The organism is Xylanibacter ruminicola (assembly GCF_900107775.1).
Taxonomy (GTDB): Bacteria; Bacteroidota; Bacteroidia; order Bacteroidales; family Bacteroidaceae; genus Prevotella; species Prevotella ruminicola_C.
On the sequence record NZ_FNRF01000005.1, the window covers coordinates 173,852 to 190,912 of the forward strand.

18 protein-coding genes, 1 tRNA gene and 1 rRNA gene are annotated in these 17,061 nt (G+C 47.6%); 15 read left to right on the forward strand and 5 right to left on the reverse strand.

Features of this window, described 5'->3' with window-relative positions; genetic code table 11:
- Window positions 1-231 precede the first annotated feature (231 nt).
- Window positions 232-344, forward strand: a 5S ribosomal RNA gene (rrf, locus tag BLU97_RS12985).
- Window positions 345-411: 67 nt separating this feature from the next.
- Complete coding sequence (locus BLU97_RS12990; RefSeq protein ID WP_074761929.1) at window positions 412-1,224, forward strand: alpha/beta hydrolase; 813 nt, start codon at window positions 412-414, stop codon at window positions 1,222-1,224.
- Window positions 1,225-1,417: 193 nt separating this feature from the next.
- On the opposite strand, the gene BLU97_RS12995 is transcribed toward BLU97_RS12990, so the two are convergent.
- On the reverse strand, window positions 1,418-2,044 hold the full coding sequence (locus tag BLU97_RS12995; protein WP_074761930.1) for a helix-turn-helix domain-containing protein: 627 nt from the start codon (window positions 2,042-2,044) through the stop codon (window positions 1,418-1,420).
- Window positions 2,045-2,097: 53 nt separating this feature from the next.
- Window positions 2,098-2,171, reverse strand: a tRNA-Thr gene (locus BLU97_RS13000).
- Window positions 2,172-2,446: 275 nt separating this feature from the next.
- Here BLU97_RS13000 and BLU97_RS13005 point away from each other — a divergent pair.
- The 10 genes from BLU97_RS13005 to BLU97_RS13050 all read left to right on the forward strand — a co-directional run bounded on the left by BLU97_RS13005 (window position 2,447) and on the right by BLU97_RS13050 (window position 11,745).
- Window positions 2,447-2,992 (forward strand): DUF4199 domain-containing protein, encoded by a 546-nt coding sequence (locus BLU97_RS13005; RefSeq protein ID WP_074761931.1) that lies wholly within the window; start codon window positions 2,447-2,449, stop codon window positions 2,990-2,992.
- 33 nt (window positions 2,993-3,025) lie between these two features.
- Window positions 3,026-3,982: a glycosyltransferase family 2 protein gene (locus BLU97_RS13010; RefSeq protein ID WP_028908581.1), complete on the forward strand. Its 957-nt coding sequence runs from the start codon at window positions 3,026-3,028 to the stop codon at window positions 3,980-3,982.
- A complete protein-coding gene (locus BLU97_RS13015) occupies window positions 3,979-4,491 on the forward strand; it encodes a DUF6452 family protein (RefSeq protein WP_074761932.1) in 513 nt (170 codons plus the stop codon). The genes BLU97_RS13010 and BLU97_RS13015 overlap by 4 nt, the downstream gene beginning before the upstream one ends.
- Window positions 4,442-5,131 (forward strand): DUF6048 family protein, encoded by a 690-nt coding sequence (locus tag BLU97_RS13020; RefSeq protein WP_033149357.1) that lies wholly within the window; start codon window positions 4,442-4,444, stop codon window positions 5,129-5,131. The genes BLU97_RS13015 and BLU97_RS13020 overlap by 50 nt, the downstream gene beginning before the upstream one ends.
- Window positions 5,132-5,138: 7 nt before the next feature.
- Complete coding sequence (locus BLU97_RS13025; protein WP_074762075.1) at window positions 5,139-6,164, forward strand: FAD:protein FMN transferase; 1,026 nt, start codon at window positions 5,139-5,141, stop codon at window positions 6,162-6,164.
- Window positions 6,165-6,170: 6 nt separating this feature from the next.
- Window positions 6,171-6,848 (forward strand): Crp/Fnr family transcriptional regulator, encoded by a 678-nt coding sequence (locus BLU97_RS13030; RefSeq protein WP_013064931.1) that lies wholly within the window; start codon window positions 6,171-6,173, stop codon window positions 6,846-6,848.
- Window positions 6,849-6,980: 132 nt separating this feature from the next.
- Window positions 6,981-9,095, forward strand: coding sequence for a M3 family metallopeptidase (locus BLU97_RS13035; RefSeq protein ID WP_074761933.1), 2,115 nt, complete (start codon window positions 6,981-6,983; stop codon window positions 9,093-9,095).
- Window positions 9,067-9,504, forward strand: coding sequence for a deoxycytidylate deaminase (locus tag BLU97_RS13040; RefSeq protein WP_013065511.1), 438 nt, complete (start codon window positions 9,067-9,069; stop codon window positions 9,502-9,504). Before BLU97_RS13035 ends, BLU97_RS13040 begins: the two co-directional genes overlap by 29 nt.
- 2 nt (window positions 9,505-9,506) lie before the next feature.
- Window positions 9,507-11,207, forward strand: a complete 1,701-nt coding sequence (locus BLU97_RS13045) for a S41 family peptidase (RefSeq protein WP_074761934.1) — start codon at window positions 9,507-9,509, stop codon at window positions 11,205-11,207.
- Window positions 11,200-11,745, forward strand: coding sequence for a 5-formyltetrahydrofolate cyclo-ligase (locus BLU97_RS13050; protein ID WP_074761935.1), 546 nt, complete (start codon window positions 11,200-11,202; stop codon window positions 11,743-11,745). The genes BLU97_RS13045 and BLU97_RS13050 overlap by 8 nt, the downstream gene beginning before the upstream one ends.
- Here BLU97_RS13050 and BLU97_RS13055 read toward each other — a convergent pair.
- On the reverse strand, window positions 11,738-12,028 hold the full coding sequence (locus tag BLU97_RS13055) for a DUF721 domain-containing protein (protein WP_074761936.1): 291 nt from the start codon (window positions 12,026-12,028) through the stop codon (window positions 11,738-11,740). The two genes, BLU97_RS13050 and BLU97_RS13055, sit on opposite strands and share 8 nt — an antisense overlap.
- The gene (recF, locus tag BLU97_RS13060) at window positions 12,021-13,121 is read right to left on the reverse strand and encodes a DNA replication/repair protein RecF (protein WP_074761937.1); all 1,101 of its coding nucleotides are present in this window, start codon (window positions 13,119-13,121) and stop codon (window positions 12,021-12,023) included. The genes BLU97_RS13055 and recF overlap by 8 nt, the downstream gene beginning before the upstream one ends.
- Before the next feature lie 141 nt (window positions 13,122-13,262).
- Between recF and BLU97_RS13065 the strand changes: the two genes are divergently transcribed.
- From BLU97_RS13065 to BLU97_RS13075, 3 genes are read left to right on the forward strand one after another with little or no spacing between them, the layout of a single operon-like run.
- Window positions 13,263-13,946 (forward strand): tetratricopeptide repeat protein, encoded by a 684-nt coding sequence (locus BLU97_RS13065; RefSeq protein ID WP_074761938.1) that lies wholly within the window; start codon window positions 13,263-13,265, stop codon window positions 13,944-13,946.
- A gap of 5 nt (window positions 13,947-13,951) precedes the next feature.
- Complete coding sequence (gene ribH / locus BLU97_RS13070) at window positions 13,952-14,422, forward strand: 6,7-dimethyl-8-ribityllumazine synthase (protein ID WP_074761939.1); 471 nt, start codon at window positions 13,952-13,954, stop codon at window positions 14,420-14,422.
- An 18-nt stretch (window positions 14,423-14,440) separates the two neighbouring features.
- A complete protein-coding gene (locus BLU97_RS13075) occupies window positions 14,441-15,943 on the forward strand; it encodes a sensor histidine kinase (RefSeq protein WP_074761940.1) in 1,503 nt (500 codons plus the stop codon).
- A gap of 17 nt (window positions 15,944-15,960) precedes the next feature.
- On the opposite strand, the gene BLU97_RS13080 is transcribed toward BLU97_RS13075, so the two are convergent.
- Window positions 15,961-16,923: a LuxR C-terminal-related transcriptional regulator gene (locus BLU97_RS13080; protein ID WP_175456385.1), complete on the reverse strand. Its 963-nt coding sequence runs from the start codon at window positions 16,921-16,923 to the stop codon at window positions 15,961-15,963.
- Window positions 16,924-17,061: the final 138 nt, after the last annotated feature.

The following is a 17,061-nucleotide window of genomic DNA, read 5'->3' on the forward strand; positions in this document are numbered from 1 at the left end:
GATAAGCGCTGAAAGCATCTAAGTGCGAAGCCAGCCGCAAGATGAGGACTCCATTGAGGGTCGTCATAGACGATGACGTTGATAGGGTGCAGGTGTAAAGACGGTGACGTCAAAGCCGAGCACTACTAATTGCCCGAACTCTTTCGCTTCATGCTGATATTATCAGATGTAGTTGTTTCCAAAAGCAACCTCTAACAAAGTTTCTTGTGTCGACAATGTCAATAACCTATATTAGGTGGTTATTGCAGTGGGGTCCCACCTCTTCCCATTCCGAACAGAGAAGTTAAGCCCACCTGCGCCGATGGTACTGCAATGCAATGCGGGAGAGTAGGAAGCCGCCGTCTTTATTTTAACGATAGCCCTGGAGATACACTTCTCTAGGGCTTTTTTATTTTCAAAAACTAACGAACTATGAAGAGATTAAATGTATTAGCCGTATTGCTTTTGATGGTTGTCGCCATCAGTGCACAGAATTACAAAACTGTTTCAAACATCAGTTATACTTCAAAAACTGATGCTTATGCTAAAGAGCGTTTAAAACTGGATGTGTATTACCCAGGAGGCAAGAAAGATTGTCCTGTAATAGTATGGTTTCATGGTGGAGGATTAGAGGCTGGCCAGAAAGAGATTCCACAGCGATTAAAGGATAAAGGGTATGTGGTGATTGGTGCCAACTATCGTTTATTGCCTAAAGTTACTGTTGATAAAACGATTGATGATGCTGCCGAAGCTGTAGCCTGGGTTTTTCGACATGCTAAGGAGTATGGTGGCGATGCGCGAAAAATAGTTGTAACAGGTCATTCTGCTGGCGGTTATCTCGCCATGATGCTTTGTTTGAATAAGACATGGCTAAAAAACTATCAGGTAGATGCTGATAGTGTTTGGCAGTATATTCCTTTTAGTGGTCAGGCTATTACCCATTATAATGTGCGCAAGATGCAGGGCATCCAGCCTTTGCAGCCAACTATCGACCAATATGCGCCGCTTTACTGGGTTCGTAATGATTGTCCGCCATTGGTGTTGATTTGTGGTGATCGTGAATTGGAACTATATGGTAGATATGATGAGAATCAGTATCTGGCTCGTATGATGAAATTGGTTGGCCACAAGCAAACCTATTTATATGAGATAGATGGTCATGGACATGGTGGTATGGTAGATCCTGCCTTCCATATTCTTGATACTCATATCAAGCAGATGCTTGGGCAGCCCGTAAATCCTTGATATGTAGTTTCTTAAACGTAATGGCTAAGAATTCCTTAGCCATTACGCTTATTGATATAAATAGCTGCACCAATGATGATGAGGGCTACTACTGCAATAATATGTAATAAATCCATAATGCTTAATATTAATTGTTTCACGTTGCAAAGATAAACAAATTAACTAAGAAAGTGGTGTTGATTTAAGAAAATCTTTATATAATACTGAATAGAAACTGCTGGTTTGTGTATTGCCAACTGACTGTTCCGAAACGTATAAGTCGGGCCAGGAGTGTGATAACCTTGTGGCGTGGTAGGCGTGATTGGCGTACAATCTGGTTAAGTGTTTGCTTTGTGGGCATGGCATCGAGGAGTTGGCGGATCGTACCGTCGTAGGTCATGATGGCGCCTTTGGTTTTCTGTGATTCGCGCCATAGGATCAGGTGAACAGGAGAGGCTACAATGTTCTCGTCGTTGATGCGGATATATGCTCGTGCTTTACCTTCTGAATCGATGGCACAAATTGGTTTGCGGGTAGATGGCGGAACGGTAGCAATTACGATTGTACGTCCTTCAATATGATATGTGTCGAACTTAATGCTTGCTTCGGGCTTGCAATATCTGTAAGCAGCTTGGTGCATCATGAATATTTCCTCTTCGGAACGAACGCCTGATAGATTTCCATCATCGCGTACTCCAATCAACAACCGTCCTCCATCGGTATTGGCAAATGCCGATACTGATTTAGCTAGTTTACAGGCGTCAGACACACGGTACTTGAAGTCCTGCTGCTGGTGTTCGCCTTCACGAATGAGGCTATGGATATAACGCTTATCGTCCATACTTCTGAAAATGAAAAGAGGACTGACTAACGTCAATCCTCATATTCAAAACGAGCCTCTTGTCGGATTCGAACCAACGACCCCGAGATTACAAATCACGTGCTCTGGCCAACTGAGCTAAAGAGGCGGGTGGGTAAGCGATCTGCATCGCGCCGCTACAACCTAATACCCTTGCTGCGTTCCCACCCTGGGGGATTCAAAGGGAGCTGGCCGTACAGGACTTACCCGTGTAATTTTAAAGAACTATTTGCTTAAAGCGGGTGCAAAGGTACAATAAAAAAGTGAAAAGAGGGAAGTAGAAAGCTAAAAGTTTCGTGATTTTAACTATTTTTTTAGGGATTGCCCCCGTTATATGCAGGAAAATGCTTAATTTTGCACCCTGTAAGAGGTAAATGTTAAAAGATGACCGCACCAGAATATGTACAATTAAAGGCTTACGCTCGTCAGGATGGTTTCTTTCTGGCTATCCTTTGGATTGCTAGCTTCGCAAGCTACATTGTTGGCTTGACTAATCAAGTTCTGGCTATGGCTGCTATGCTGATGGCTGTGATGACGCCATTCTTTGTAGCCAACCGCTTGCGCAAATTCCGCGACGAGGGGAGGGAGGGTATTATCTCCTTTGCCCGCAGTTATGCTTATACTATTTTTGTGTTCTTTTATGGCGCCGTGCTGTTGGCAGTGGTTCAGTATCTGTATTTTGCTTATATGGATAATGGCTATCTGGTAAGTTCGTTTGCCAAGATGATGAGCACTGAGGAGGGTAAGGCCATGTTGGAGCAATATGGTATGACCCAAATGGTGGACGAGAGTTTGGCCGAAATGGCTATGACGCGTCCTATCGACTATGCGCTGAATATTCTCACCATCAATATCTCGTTGGGTTTCATTCTTGGTGTGCCCATCGGCCTGATTATGCAGCGCAAAAGGATTGAAGAATTAAAGGATTGAAGTTCTCGAAAACAGAAGCATTGAATTGAAATTATGGATATATCAGTAGTTATACCTCTTTATAATGAGGATGAGTCTATCCCTGAGCTTTATGCGTGGATAGAGCGTGTGATGAAGGCAAACAACTTCAGCTATGAGGTGATTTTCATTAACGATGGTTCTACCGATCGTTCGTGGGAGATTATCTCGGAGTTGAATAAGCAGCAGCCCGGTGTGGTAAAGGGCATCAAGTTCCGCCGAAACTACGGTAAGAGTCCTGCTCTGTATTGTGGTTTTGAGCAGGCTCAGGGCGATGTGGTGATTACTATGGATGCCGACCTTCAGGACTCGCCTGATGAGATTCCTGAGCTGTATCGTATGATTAAGGAAGATGGCTACGATCTGGTGAGTGGCTATAAGCAGAAGCGATACGACCCTATTTCGAAAACTATTCCTACCAAGCTGTTTAATGCCACAGCCCGTAAGATCAGCGGCATTAAGAATCTGCACGACTTTAACTGCGGACTGAAGGCTTATCGCAAGGCAGTAGTAAAGAATATCGAGGTGTATGGCGAGATGCACCGTTATATCCCCTATCTGGCCAAGAATGCTGGATTCAATAAGATTGGCGAGAAGGTGGTACAGCACCAGGCACGTAAGTATGGTTCGTCGAAGTTTATGGGCTTGAACCGCTTTGTGAATGGTTATCTCGACCTGCTCACACTCTGGTTCCTGAGCACATTTGGCAAGAAGCCTATGCACGTGTTCGGATTTCTGGGCACTCTGATGTTCTTTATTGGTTTTATTTCTGCAGCTTGGATTGGTGCTGATAAGTTGTGGTGCTTGGCTAACCATATCCCCCAGAGATTGGTAACCAATTCACCATTCTTCTACATTGCGCTTACCATGATGCTGATGGGAACACAGCTGTTCCTGACAGGCTTTCTGGGCGATCTGATTAGTCGCTCGTCGAGCGGACGTAATGATTATCAGATAGAGGAGAAGATATGATGAAACGTCTGGTATATCTGTCGTTGGCAGCGCTGATGGTAGCCTGCTCGTCTGTTGATTGTCCTGTCGACAGGACGGTGGCAACCCTTTATCAGATACGTACCAGCGATGGCGATGAGTTAACGATTACCGATACAATGACCATTTCGACCGTTAATGTCGATAATGAGGACGTTGTACTTTACAGTGGTCGCGACTCTATTATATATAATAAAGGTGTAGGCATTAGTCAGTTTAACTTGCCTATCAGTTACTCGCATCCCGAGGATGTGCTGCTGTTCAAGTTTGAAATAGCCAATACTGATTCGCTGGTTCGCGATACCGTATGGATTAAGAAGGACGACTATCCCCATTTCGAATCGGTGGATTGTAATACTACTTTTTTCCACACGCTCACCAATGTGCGCTATACCCACAACTACATCGACTCAATTGTGATTAATAACCCATCAGTAACCTATGATTCTAAGACGGTTCATTTCTACCTCTATCCTAAGAGCGACGATTAGTATCCTGGTGCTTTCGGCATCGGTGCCAGCTCAGGCTCAGAAGTTTTTCTCGTTCCAGAAAGACTCTGTGCCCATGTTCCGTGGTTTTGCTGTTTCGTTCGATCTGGTTGGAGCGGGACTGATGGCTTTTACTGATAATGGTCAGTACGAAGGTGCCCTGCGTGTTAATTTGCACGACGAGTGGTTCCCGATTATCGAGGCTGGATTGGGACGTGCTAATCACAACGATGATGTAACAAAGATTCACTATAGCACATCGGCTCCTTATTTCCGTATTGGTATCGATAAGAATCTATTGAAGGATAAACACGGTGATAACCGTTTGTATGGTGGTTTGCGTTATGCTTTTACATCGTATAAGGTTGATATTTCGTGCCCCGATTTTACCGATCCCACTTGGAAGTGGCCTACTGGTTATGGTGTGTTAGATGCCCCTTGCAACTACCATTGGATAGAGGCTGTAGTGGGTGTTGATGCCAAGATTTATGGTCCCTTGCATTTGGGCTGGAGCCTGCGCTATAAGCGCCGCATTGCCCATAAGGAAGAGGGCGATTTTGGTAATACTTGGTATGTGCCAGGCTTTGGAATCTTTGGCGATACCCGTCTGGGTGGAACCTTCAATGTGATTATTGATATCTAAGAAACTGATGCAGCAACCCAAGAACAAAAAGCTTTTGTGGCAGTTGCCATTTCTGGTACTGCTGATTGTTGGTACGGTGCTGATTATCCGTCAGCAGCGTAATATGCCTTATCAGAAAAGTGCCGATAAGGTATTCGGAACGTTCTATCACGCTGTGTATCAGTGCGATTCGGATATGACGTATAGCATCAACGCTGAGTTGGCTAAGGTAGATGCCTCGCTGTCGCCATTCAATCCACAATCGATTATCACTGCTGTAAACCAGAATCAGAACGTGCAGCTTAACGATATGTTCCTTGATGTGTACAAATTAGCGATGAGCATCTCGAAGGAGACTGATGGCGCTTTCGATATCACCGTTGCCCCTCTGGTTAATGCCTGGGGCTTTGGCTTTAAGAATGGTATCGAGCCCTCGAGACAACAGGTTGATAGTCTGATGCAGATTATTGGCTATCAGAAGGTTACCCTCGAAAAAGGTATGATCAGTAAGACCGATGATCGCATCATGCTCGACTGCTCAGCTATCGCTAAGGGGTATGGCACCGATGTGGTGGCCAAACTGCTGCGTAGTAAGGGTATTAATAACTTTATGATTGAGATTGGTGGCGAGATTGTGACCAGTGGTTTGAATCCTGATCAAAAACCATGGCGCGTAGGTATTTCAAAGCCTGAGGACGATGTGCAGGGTGCAGGTCAGGAGGTTCAGAGCATTGTGGCTATTACCGATAAGGCGATGGCTACCAGTGGTAACTATCGGAATTTTTACTATAAGGGCGGTAAGAAATACGCCCATACAATTGATCCTAAGACGGGTTTTCCCGTTCAGCATAGCATCCTCTCGGCTACGGTGTTTGCCAACACCTGTGCTGTGGCCGATGCCTATGCCACCTCGTTTATGGTGATGGGTGTTGAAAAGGCGAAGCAGGTACTTGCGCAGCACCCTGAACTGATGGCTTATCTGATTTACAGCGATCAGGATGGTAAGAATGCCGTTTGGTATTCGCCCTCGCTTAAGAGTAAGATTCAGCAATAAAAGCGTATGGCTGTTCTCCAGATTTTTGATAAGCTGCTGCAGTTCCCTTTGTTCCAGGGCATGAGTCGCGACGATTTGGAGATTGTGGCTGGTCACACCCGTTTCGGATTCTTGAAGTTGAATGCCGGCAAGACCGTGATGAAATCGGGCGATAACTGTCATCAGCTTTATTTCCTGATAAATGGTAGTCTGAAAGTGCGCTCGTTTGCCGACGACTATGGCTATCATGTGGAGGAGCAGATCTCGGCCCCTTACATCATTCAGTTGGAGGCGGTGTTTGGCTATAACCAGCGCTACACTCGCGATTTCATAGCCCAGACCGATGTGAACTTCCTGACGCTCGATAAGGAGGAGGTTGTGCGCCTTACCGAAGATTTCCTGGTTTTCCGCCTGAATATGATTAATCATTTTGCCACCCAGACGCAGAAACAGATGCGCCAGGTGTGGTATCGTGCCCCCCAGTCGCTCGAGGACCGTGTGGTACGATTCCTTACCCAACGTTGCCTGTATCCAGCCGGTCATAAAACGTTTAATATCCTGATGACCCGATTGGCCGAGGAGGTGAACGATAGTCGCCTCAATGTGTCGCGTATTCTGAACGATATGCAGCACCGTGGACTGATAGAGTTGAGTCGTGGAAAAATAGAGATTCCACAGCTCGAACGCCTGCTTTATACCAAGTAGAAACGCCTATTCTTTGCGTTTTCAGCTTTTTTAATGTATTGTTTTGTAAAGTATCGGATTTTTGTCGTAACTTTGCATCGAAAATGCGAGAACGGGGTGCACCGTCCTTGCAATCCGAAAAGAGTTAGTATAATGATGAACGAAAAGAAAGCTAGAACGAACCCGTTCTTTGAACCTTATAACACACCTCACGACACAGCCCCATTCGACCGTATCCGTATGGAAGATTTCGAAGAGGCTATGTTGGAAGGTATCCGTCGCGACGATGAGCAGATAGAGCGTATTATCAATAATCCTGCAAAACCTACATTCGACAATACCATTATCAGTGTAGATGACGAGAAGGATAAGGAGGGCTACTACGATCTGCTGGGTCGCGTTTCTACCGTATTCTTTAATTTGCTTTCGGCCGAGACCAACGACGAGATGGATGCGTTGGCTCAGAAGATGAGTCCCATCCTTACCAAGCATGCCAACGATATCCGTTTGAACGAGCGCTTGTTTGAGCGCGTAAAATATGTTCATCAGCACCATCGTAAGCTTACTGCCGAAGAAAAGATGCTGCTTGATAACTGCTACGATGGTTTTGTGCGTAGTGGTGCTCTGCTCGATGCCGCTGGCAAAGAGCGTTTGCGCCAGCTTACCGAAGAGGCTTCGATGCTTGGCTTGCAGTTCTCGCAGAATCTGCTGAAGGAGAACAAGGCCTTTACACTGCATATTACCGACGAGGCTCAGCTTGATGGACTGCCCGATACTGCTCGCGAGGCAGCAGCCTTGGCAGCCAAGGAACAGCAAAAGGAGGGTTGGGTGTTCACGCTCGACTTCCCCTCGTATTCGCCCTTTATGACCTACAGCACCCAGCGCGAACTTCGCCGCCAGTTGTATATGGCCAAGAATACGGAGTGTATCCACGATAATACCGAGAACAATCTCGAGATATGTAAGCGACTCATCAACCTGCGCCGCGAATTGGCTCAGTTGCTGGGTCACAAAACCTATGCCGATTATGTGCTCAAGCACCGTATGGCTGGCAATGTACGTAATGTGTATAAGTTGCTTAACAACCTGATTGAAGCCTACAAGCCCACTGCCATCAAGGAGGTAGAGGCTATCGAGAAAATGGCGCGCAAGCTGGAGGGTAACAACTTTAAGCTCGAACCATGGGACTTTTCGTTCTATTCGCACAAGCTCCAGCTCCAAAAGTATAATCTCGATGCCGAGATGCTGCGCCCATACTTCGAACTTTCGAAGGTGATCGATGGTGTGTTTGGTTTGGCCAACCGCCTGTATGGCATCACCTTTAAGGAAAACAAGGATATCCCCGTTTATCATCCCGATGTAAAGGCCTACGAGGTGTTTGATGAGGATGGCTCGTTCCTGGCTGTATTCTATGCCGATTTCCATCCTCGCAAAGGTAAGCAGGGTGGAGCCTGGATGACCGAATACCAGGGACAATGGAAAGAACGTATCGACCAGAAGAAACCTTTTGGCGATGATAATATGCGTAATGTGCGCCCCCACGTCAGTGTGGTTATGAACCTTACCAAACCTACCGAGGAGAAGCCTGCCCTGCTCACACTTAGCGAGGTAGAGACCTTCCTGCACGAGTTCGGACACTCGTTGCATGGCATGTTTGCCAACACCCGTTTCGAGAGTCTGAGTGGCACCAACGTATGGTGGGACTTTGTGGAGCTGCCCTCGCAGTTCATGGAGAACTTCTCGATCGAGAAGGAGTTCCTGCGCACCTTCGCTTTCCACTATCAGACAGGCGAACCTTTGCCCGATGAACTCATCGACCGCATTGTAAAGAGTCGCAACTATAATGTGGCTTATGCTTGCATGCGTCAGGTAAGTTTTGGTCTGTTGGATATGGCCTACTATACCCAGAAGGACGAGTTTACTGCCGATATCATTCCGTTCGAGAAGAAGGCATGGGAGAAAGCCTTGGTGCTGCCCCAGTTGCCCGATACCTGTATGACGGTGCAGTTCTCGCACATTATGGCAGGTGGCTATGCTGCAGGCTATTATAGCTATAAGTGGGCCGAGGTGCTCGATGCCGATGCCTTCAGCGTGTTCAAGAAACATGGCATTTTCGATAAGAAGACAGCCAGAAGTTTCCGCGAGAATATCCTGTCGAAAGGTGGTACCGAAAATCCGATGACACTATATAAACGGTTCAAGGGTGGCGAACCCACCATTGACGCATTACTTAAACGAAATGGAATCAAAAAACGACAAGCAAAGTAAACTTGACGTACGCTATCTGCGTATGGCACGTATTTGGGCTGAGAACTCCTACTGCAAGCGCCGTCAGGTTGGTGCGTTGGTGGTAAAGGATAAGATGATTATCAGCGATGGTTACAACGGCACTCCCAGCGGCTTTGAGAACGTTTGTGAGGACGACGACAACGTAACCAAGCCTTACGTGCTGCATGCCGAGGCCAATGCCATTACTAAACTGGCGCGTAGCAATAACAACAGCGATGGCGCCACCATCTACATTACTGCTTCGCCTTGCATCGAGTGTGCCAAGCTTATTATCCAGGCTGGTATCAAGCGTGTGGTTTATGGCGAGAAATACCGCCTCACCGATGGCATCGAGCTGCTTGAGCGTGCTGGCATCGAGGTTATCTATATTGGATTAGAAGACAAATAAAAATGAGTAAGAATAGAACTAATCGTTTCATGCCTTTGCTCATGGCCGTATGTGTGGTTGTGGGTATTGTTATCGGAACGTTTTATGCCAACCATTTCTCAGGCAATCGCCTGAACATTATTAATTCGAGTGGTAACAAGCTCAACAACCTGCTCCATATCATCAACGATCAGTATGTTGATACGGTTAATATCAACGAGCTGGTTGAGAAAGCCATGCCCCAGATTCTGGCTGAGCTCGATCCCCATTCGGTTTACATCAGTGCCCGCGATGGCGAGATTGCCAATGACGACCTGCGCGGCTCGTTCTTTGGTATCGGTATCGAGTTTACCATCCGTCAGGACACCATCCGTGTCCAGAATGTGATTGGTAATGGTCCTGCCGAGCGTGCCGGTATGCTGGCTGGCGATAAGATTGTTGAGGTTGATGATTCGGCCTTTGTAGGTAAGAAGGTTACCAACGAGGAGGCCATGCACCGCCTCAAGGGTCCTAAGGATACCAAGGTTAAACTGGGTGTTATCCGCTATGGCGAGAAGAAAATCCGTCACATTACTATTACCCGTGGTGAGATTCCTACCAAGAGCGTTACTGCTTGCTACATGCTCGACGAAGAGTGTGGCTATATCAAGATTCGTAACTTTGGCGAGAATACCTATCCCGAATTGCTGATTGCGCTGGCCAAGCTGTCGCAGCAGAGTTTCAGCAATCTGGTTATCGACCTTCGTGGCAACACCGGTGGTTACTTGGAATCAGCTGTGCAGATCGCCAACGAGTTCCTGTCGCGTGGCCAGCTGATTGTTTACACCCAGGGTCGTGCTTTCCCACGTCAGGATTATCGTGCCGATGGTCGTGGTTCTTATCAGCGCTTGCCTCTGGTAGTGCTGGTCGACGAGAGTTCTGCTTCGGCTTCTGAGATCTTGGCAGGTGCCATCCAGGATAACGATCGTGGTACTATTATCGGTCGCCGTTCGTTTGGTAAGGGTTTGGTTCAGAAACCTATGGAGTTCAGCGATCACTCGATGATTCGCCTCACCATTGCCCGTTATTATACCCCATCTGGTCGTTGCATCCAGAAGCCTTATAACAATGGCAACCACTACGACGACGATTGGTTGACCCGTTATCAGCATGGTGAGTTCTTCTCTAAGGATAGCATTAAGAATACAGGTCCCGAGTACCACACCAACAATGGTCGTATTGTGTACGGCGGTGGTGGTATCACTCCTGATATCTTTATTCCTGAGGATACCCTTGGTGTAACCTCTTACTACAAGGAGGCTGCCATGTCGGGTCTTATTCTGCAGTTTGCCTTTACCTATACCGATGATAACCGTGCCAAGCTGGGTGCGATTACCAACGTGAAGGAGATGGAGACCTATCTGAAGCGCCAGAATATCGTTGAACAGTTTGTAAACTTTGCTGATAAGAACGGCCTGAAGCGTCGTAATTTGATGATTCAGAAGTCGTACAAGTTACTCGAGCGCTTTGTCGTAAGCCGAATTATCTATAACATTCATAACGAGCAGGCCTGGACCGAGTATCTCAATCAGAACGATCCTGTGATCGATGAGACTCTGCGACTGTTCCATTCCGAGGGCGCGTTCCCTCAAAAACCGATGCCTAAAACCAAGGGCAAGCAGGTGGCAAAGATAGCCGACAGTCGCGAAATCAGGTTGGTCAGCAAAATGATAGCTCATGCTTAATAAGAACGAACTCCGTGCCCTGATGCGCGAACGTAAACAGCAGTTCACTCAACAGCAGTTGGGTGAACTGTCTGCTATTGTGGTATCCCATATGAGGGAGTATCTAATGTTGATGGACAATATCGTGGCCTATTACTCTCTTCCCGACGAAGTATGTACCCATCAGTTGCTCGACGAGCTGGTGACAGCAGGAAAAACTGTTTACTTGCCAAAGGTGGTGAGCGATACCGAGATGGTACTGTGCCAATATACGGGGCGTGATAGCCTGCAGAAGGGGGCTTTTGACATTATGGAGCCAACGGGGCCTGTTTTGCCAAAAGATAAGTACGAAGACATTCGTGTTGTGCTGGTGCCTGGTATGGCTTTTGATAAGGAAAACCACCGTCTGGGTCGAGGTAAGGGCTATTATGATCGTTTCCTTAACTCGTTCCCCAAGCCACGCCATGCTGTGTTTTATGGCGTTTGTTTTGATTTTCAGCGTGTAGATGCGATTCCCGTTGATGAACACGATGTGTGTATGGATGGTTTGATTAGTTAAACCTCACATCGGCTATTACCTGAGTGCCCACATGGGCATTCAGCTTGTTTACTATTTCTTTGCGCATCATCGACAGATCAGCCCTCATGGCAGGGTTGGTCAGATGTACGTATAGCGTTTGGTTTCTAATGTACATACTCTCGGTGTAGTTAGCCACAAATTCGCCAACCACCTCGGCCCACGAGTCCATCAGTCGCTTCTGCAACAAGGGCGTCTCCAGTCCCTGTGCTCTCAGATTCTTCAGAATCAAATCTTTTACATTATGTACGTCGCGCTTAAACATCTTTCTGCGTTTCAGTTATTTCTCCGTTATCTACGTGGAAAATCTTATAGTCCAGCGTCTGCCGGCTCAGTATCAGGTCCAGGTGGTCGCGATTGGTATCGGTAATAAAAATTTGTCCGTAATCATCGCCTGCCACCAACTTCACAATCTGCTCCACGCGCTGGGCGTCCAGCTTGTCAAAAATATCGTCGAGCAACAAGAGTGGGGTAGTCTTCGAATTGGTACGCTTCAGGAAGTCGAACTGTGCCAGTTTCAGGGCAATCACAAACGTCTTGTTCTGTCCCTGACTGCCTTCGCGTTTCATCAGGTGCCCGCCTAAGGTTATCTCCAGGTCGTCGCGGTGCACACCATGCAGTGAGTAACCTATGGCACGGTCCTTGAATCGGTCTCGCTGTATCACCTCCAACAGCGGACCGCGCTGACAGTGCGACACGTAGTTCAGTGCCACCTGCTCGCGATTACCCGAGATGGTTTCGTGAATACGCTGGAAGATAGGCGTCAGCTCCTCAACAAATGCCTTTCTGCTCTTGTAGATGCGCTCCCCCTCGTAGGCCATCTGTTCCTCAAACAGGCTGATTACATCCGGGGTGGGTTCCTCGTCAAGTTTCAGCATCGCATTACGCTGCTGCAGGGCCTTGTTATAGCGGTTCATGGCCTCCATATAGCCATGGTCGTATTGGGCAATCACCATATCCATCAGGCGGCGTCGCTCTTCGCTGCCACCCTCAATCAGCAGGGTGTCGGATGGTGATACCACCACCACGGGTATCAGGCCGATGTGTTCCGACAGACGGCGATACTCCTTTTTGTTGCGCTTAAAGTGCTTTTTTGTGCCTCGCTTCATGCCGCAGTAAATGTGCAGGTCGCCCTCGTAGGCGCCCTCCAGCACAAAGAATTCGGCCCCATGACGTATCACTTGCGAGTCGATAGGATTATTGGCCGAATGGCAGAACGACAGGTAGTAAATCGCATCCAGCACATTGGTTTTACCCACCCCGTTCTGTCCTATCAGACAGTTGATTTTGGGCGAGAAATCCAGTGTGGCCTCTGCTATGTTTTTGTAGTTGATGACCGATAACTTTTCTAGAATCATAGTGCAAAGGTAGCGTTTTTTGGGCATTGATGCTAAGGATTAACACAGATTAATAAATATTTTCCGCAAAAAAATATAAAATGTGTGTCTTTTTTAGTAACTTTGCACCCGATTTTTGGAAATTTAAATATAAATATTATAATGGCAAATACAACAAATCAACAGCAGGCCGCCCAGACAGCTGAGCAGAGCCTGAATCAGAGTGAGGCTTTCTTCGTAAAGTACCAGAAGGCCGTTATTGCTGCAGTAGCAGCAATTGTAATCATCATCGCTGGTGTGGTTCTGTACAAGACCTACGTTAGCGGTCCTAAGGAGGTTAAGGCTAGCACAGCTATCGCCAAGGGTCAGGAGCTCTTCATGGCAGGCGATTATCAGAAGGCTTTGAATGGCGATAGCGCCAGCTTCAAGGGCTTTGTAAAGCTCGCCGACGAGTTCAGCAGTACAGCAGCTGGTAACCTGGCAAACCTTTATGCCGGTCTCTGCTACGCTAAGCTTAACAAGTGGGAGGATGCTGCCAAGTACCTCGAGGCTTTCGATGGTGCCGACGATCAGATGATTTCTCCAGCAGCCGAGGGTGCTCTGGGTAACGCCTATGCACACCTGAACCAGCTCGACAAGGCTGTATCACACCTGAAGAACGCTGCCGAGAAGGCCGACAACAACTCTCTGTCGCCCACCTTCCTCATCCAGGCTGGTGAGATTCTCGAGAGCCAGGGTAAGAACGATGAGGCCCTGAAGCTGTATCAGGAGGTTAAGAAGAAGTACTTCAACTCTATGGCCTATCAGACTATCGATGGTTATATTGAGCGTGTTTCAGCAAAATAATAGCCATGGCTACTAAAAATTTATCGGAATACGATATTACCACAGTGCCCGACGCTTCGAACATGATCTTCGGAGTTGTCGTGGCCGAGTGGAATCCCGAAATAACAGGCGCCCTGCTCGACGGATGTGTTAGCACACTCGAAAAGCATGGCGCTTTGCCTGAGAATATCCATGTTAAGACAGTGCCAGGTAGCTTCGAGCTGATCTATGGCGCCCACCAGATGACCCTCAACGATGGTTACGATGCCGTGATTATTCTTGGTAGCGTGATTCGTGGCGAGACTCCTCACTTCGATTACATCTGCCAGGGCGTTACCGAGGGTGTGGCTCGTCTTAATGCAACAAGCAATATCCCTGTAGTCTTCGGATTGCTCACCACTAACGACAAGCAGCAGGCACTCGACCGTGCCGGTGGCCGCTTGGGTAATAAGGGTGATGAGTGTGCCGTTGTAGCCATCAAGATGGCAAAGTTCTAATCTAATCTAACGCATATTATGAAAAAGGTTTTTGTTCTTCTGTTAGCCGTGTGCTTCAGTGTGGGCATTGCCCAGGCTCAGCAAGCCACGAAGAGTGAGTTACATCAACGTGCCGAGAGCGAAATGCAGAAAGGTAGTGTGGCAGGTGCCCGCTTTAGCTTTATCCGCGCTTTCGAAGAGTACACCCGTCAGGGCCAGTTAAAGGTTGGTATGGAGTGTGCCACTCGCGGTGCTGCTTTGTATTACAAGGAAAACTATTGGAAAGAGGCTTTCGATTTGCTTCGCCGTGCCGATGCCGAGATTGATGCACGCAGCAAGAATGCCAAGGAGAAGGCTGCCCTCCATTATATCATCACCAAAGAGCGTTTGGCCATGTACATCAAGCTGCGCAAGAGTGATAGTGCCAAGGATCAGCTTGGTCTGATGGAGACCCAGGTTACCTACGCTGCCGACGAGGAACTCAAGAACGACCTTCTTTATAATAAAGCCGTATATCATTACTCATTCGGACAGAATGCCCAGGGTAATGAGGTGTTCAAGGAGATGGCCGGTAAGCTTACCGCCTCAAAGCAGTACGATAAGGTCGACGAGGTTTACAAAACCCTGATTGCCAATGCCCGTCGTAGTGGCAATGCCAATATGGTGGCACAGTCGTACAGCAACTATCTGGCTTGGAAAGACTCGGTTAACACCTTGAAGCATGCCGATGAGATTGGAGCGCTGAAAAAGCAGATTTCTGATAACGAGGCAAAGATCGACGATCAGGCTAGCTCGCTCACAGCGCGCCAGGCCATCATCGTAGGTCTCTGTATCCTGGCAGTAGCTCTGGCTGCAGCTTTGGTTCTGGGTGGTATCGTACTCATGCGCTTTATCCTGCTTACCCGTAAGCAGAAGAAGCTGATTAACCTGGCCAACGAGAACAATGCCCTCAAGGCAAAGTTCATCAGCAATATCTCGGCCCAGCTTAATCCTACACTCCACAAGCTCGATGCCAAGAATCCTGAGGTTAAGGCCCTGCTCGATTTTTCTGAGCACATAGCCACCCTCTCTGATATTGAGAACACCATCGATCAGCCTGTTGAAACAGCCGATGTTCAGCTCACCCCATTCTGCAACGAGCTGGTTGGCGCTATCAAGAGCAAGGTTAATCCTGGTGTTACCGTTAAAACCAACGTGCCTGCCTTGAGCGTTAATATGAACAAGGAGTATGTACAGCATATCCTGCAGCACCTGCTGGCAAATGCTGCTATCTATGCTCCAAAGGATGGTACTATCTGGTTGGAATACAAGAAGCGTGGTGCGCATGTTCACCAGTTCCTGGTATCTAACACCGGCGAGCCTATCCCCGAGGATAAGCGCGACGACGTATTCAAACCATTTACCGAGGTGAAGGACTTTACCGAAGGCGACGGTCTTGGCTTGCCTATCTGTAAGCAGATGGCCATCAAGATGAAGGGCGACCTCGATATCGATCCCGAGTTCACCAAGGGTACACGCTTTGTGCTGTTGTTACATTCTTAAGCAAACAACTACACCTTTTATAACTTTACAGTTGATATGTCCACCAGCCCATTGACTATTGCATAGATGGTCAATCCGGCTGGTGAATGTATTTGTAGCTTGCGGGCTATGTTGCGGCGATGGGTAATCACCGTGTTGATGGATATACACAAGTGATCGGCTATCTCCTTGTTCGACATACCCTGTACCAGCGAAATAATCACATCTTTTTCACGGTCGCTCAGTGCGTCGGGGTTCTGTGCGGTGGCATTGCCAAACACCATACCCGAAATGTTACGTGTCACGTCCTGTTGCTTGGTAATCTGCTCCAATCGGCGGATGGCGGGCACAAAAATATGGTCCTCAACCTGTGCGTGCTGGCGCAGCCAAACCTCGTTCTCGTAAATATCGTGCAGTGTAGCGGTAAGCTGGTTGTTGTGCAGCCCGTCCTGTGGCAGATATTTGATAATCAGCAGTTTCAGCTCGCGCAGTTTCTTGTCGGTAGCACCGTGGTGCTTCGAGAATGTCTCTACGTTGTAATCATTGGCAGGCTCGCCATCTATCAGCTGCTGTACGTAGGGGAACAAGGTTTTCTGCTCGTACTGCATGTGGCGACGTATTTCGTGGGCATACTCGTCGTAAAACTTCAGTATCAGTCGGCCCAGCGAGTCGTTCTCGTCCAGACTCTCGCTCAGCTCTCTGCGAATGTAAGGCAGCTGGAACTCCAGAAAATAGGCGTGGCTGGCCTCCAGATAGTGCAGCAGGGTGGGCACGCTGATCTGTTCGTCGTTGTCAAACTCGCCATAACCGTTCATGGCGTAGTTCACCACTGCCAGGAATGTGTAGGTGTCCACATCATTGTCCTCGCAGGTTTCGCGTACCGTTTTATCTCCAAAACCAAGGTTTATGCCAAAGCTTCCAAGGGCCTGCAACAAATCGTAGTTATCGCGGATCAGTGATATCATTTTATCGTCCGCTTCATACATCTTCTGATTCTTCATTTCCTTACCTGTATGCCTATTAATGATTACGGGTGCAAAATTAATACTATTTTTCGATATATACAATACTTATTATTAGGTATTTTTTTGCTGCTTGCTGCACGTTTCTCAATTATTCTTCGTACCTTTGTGCCCAAA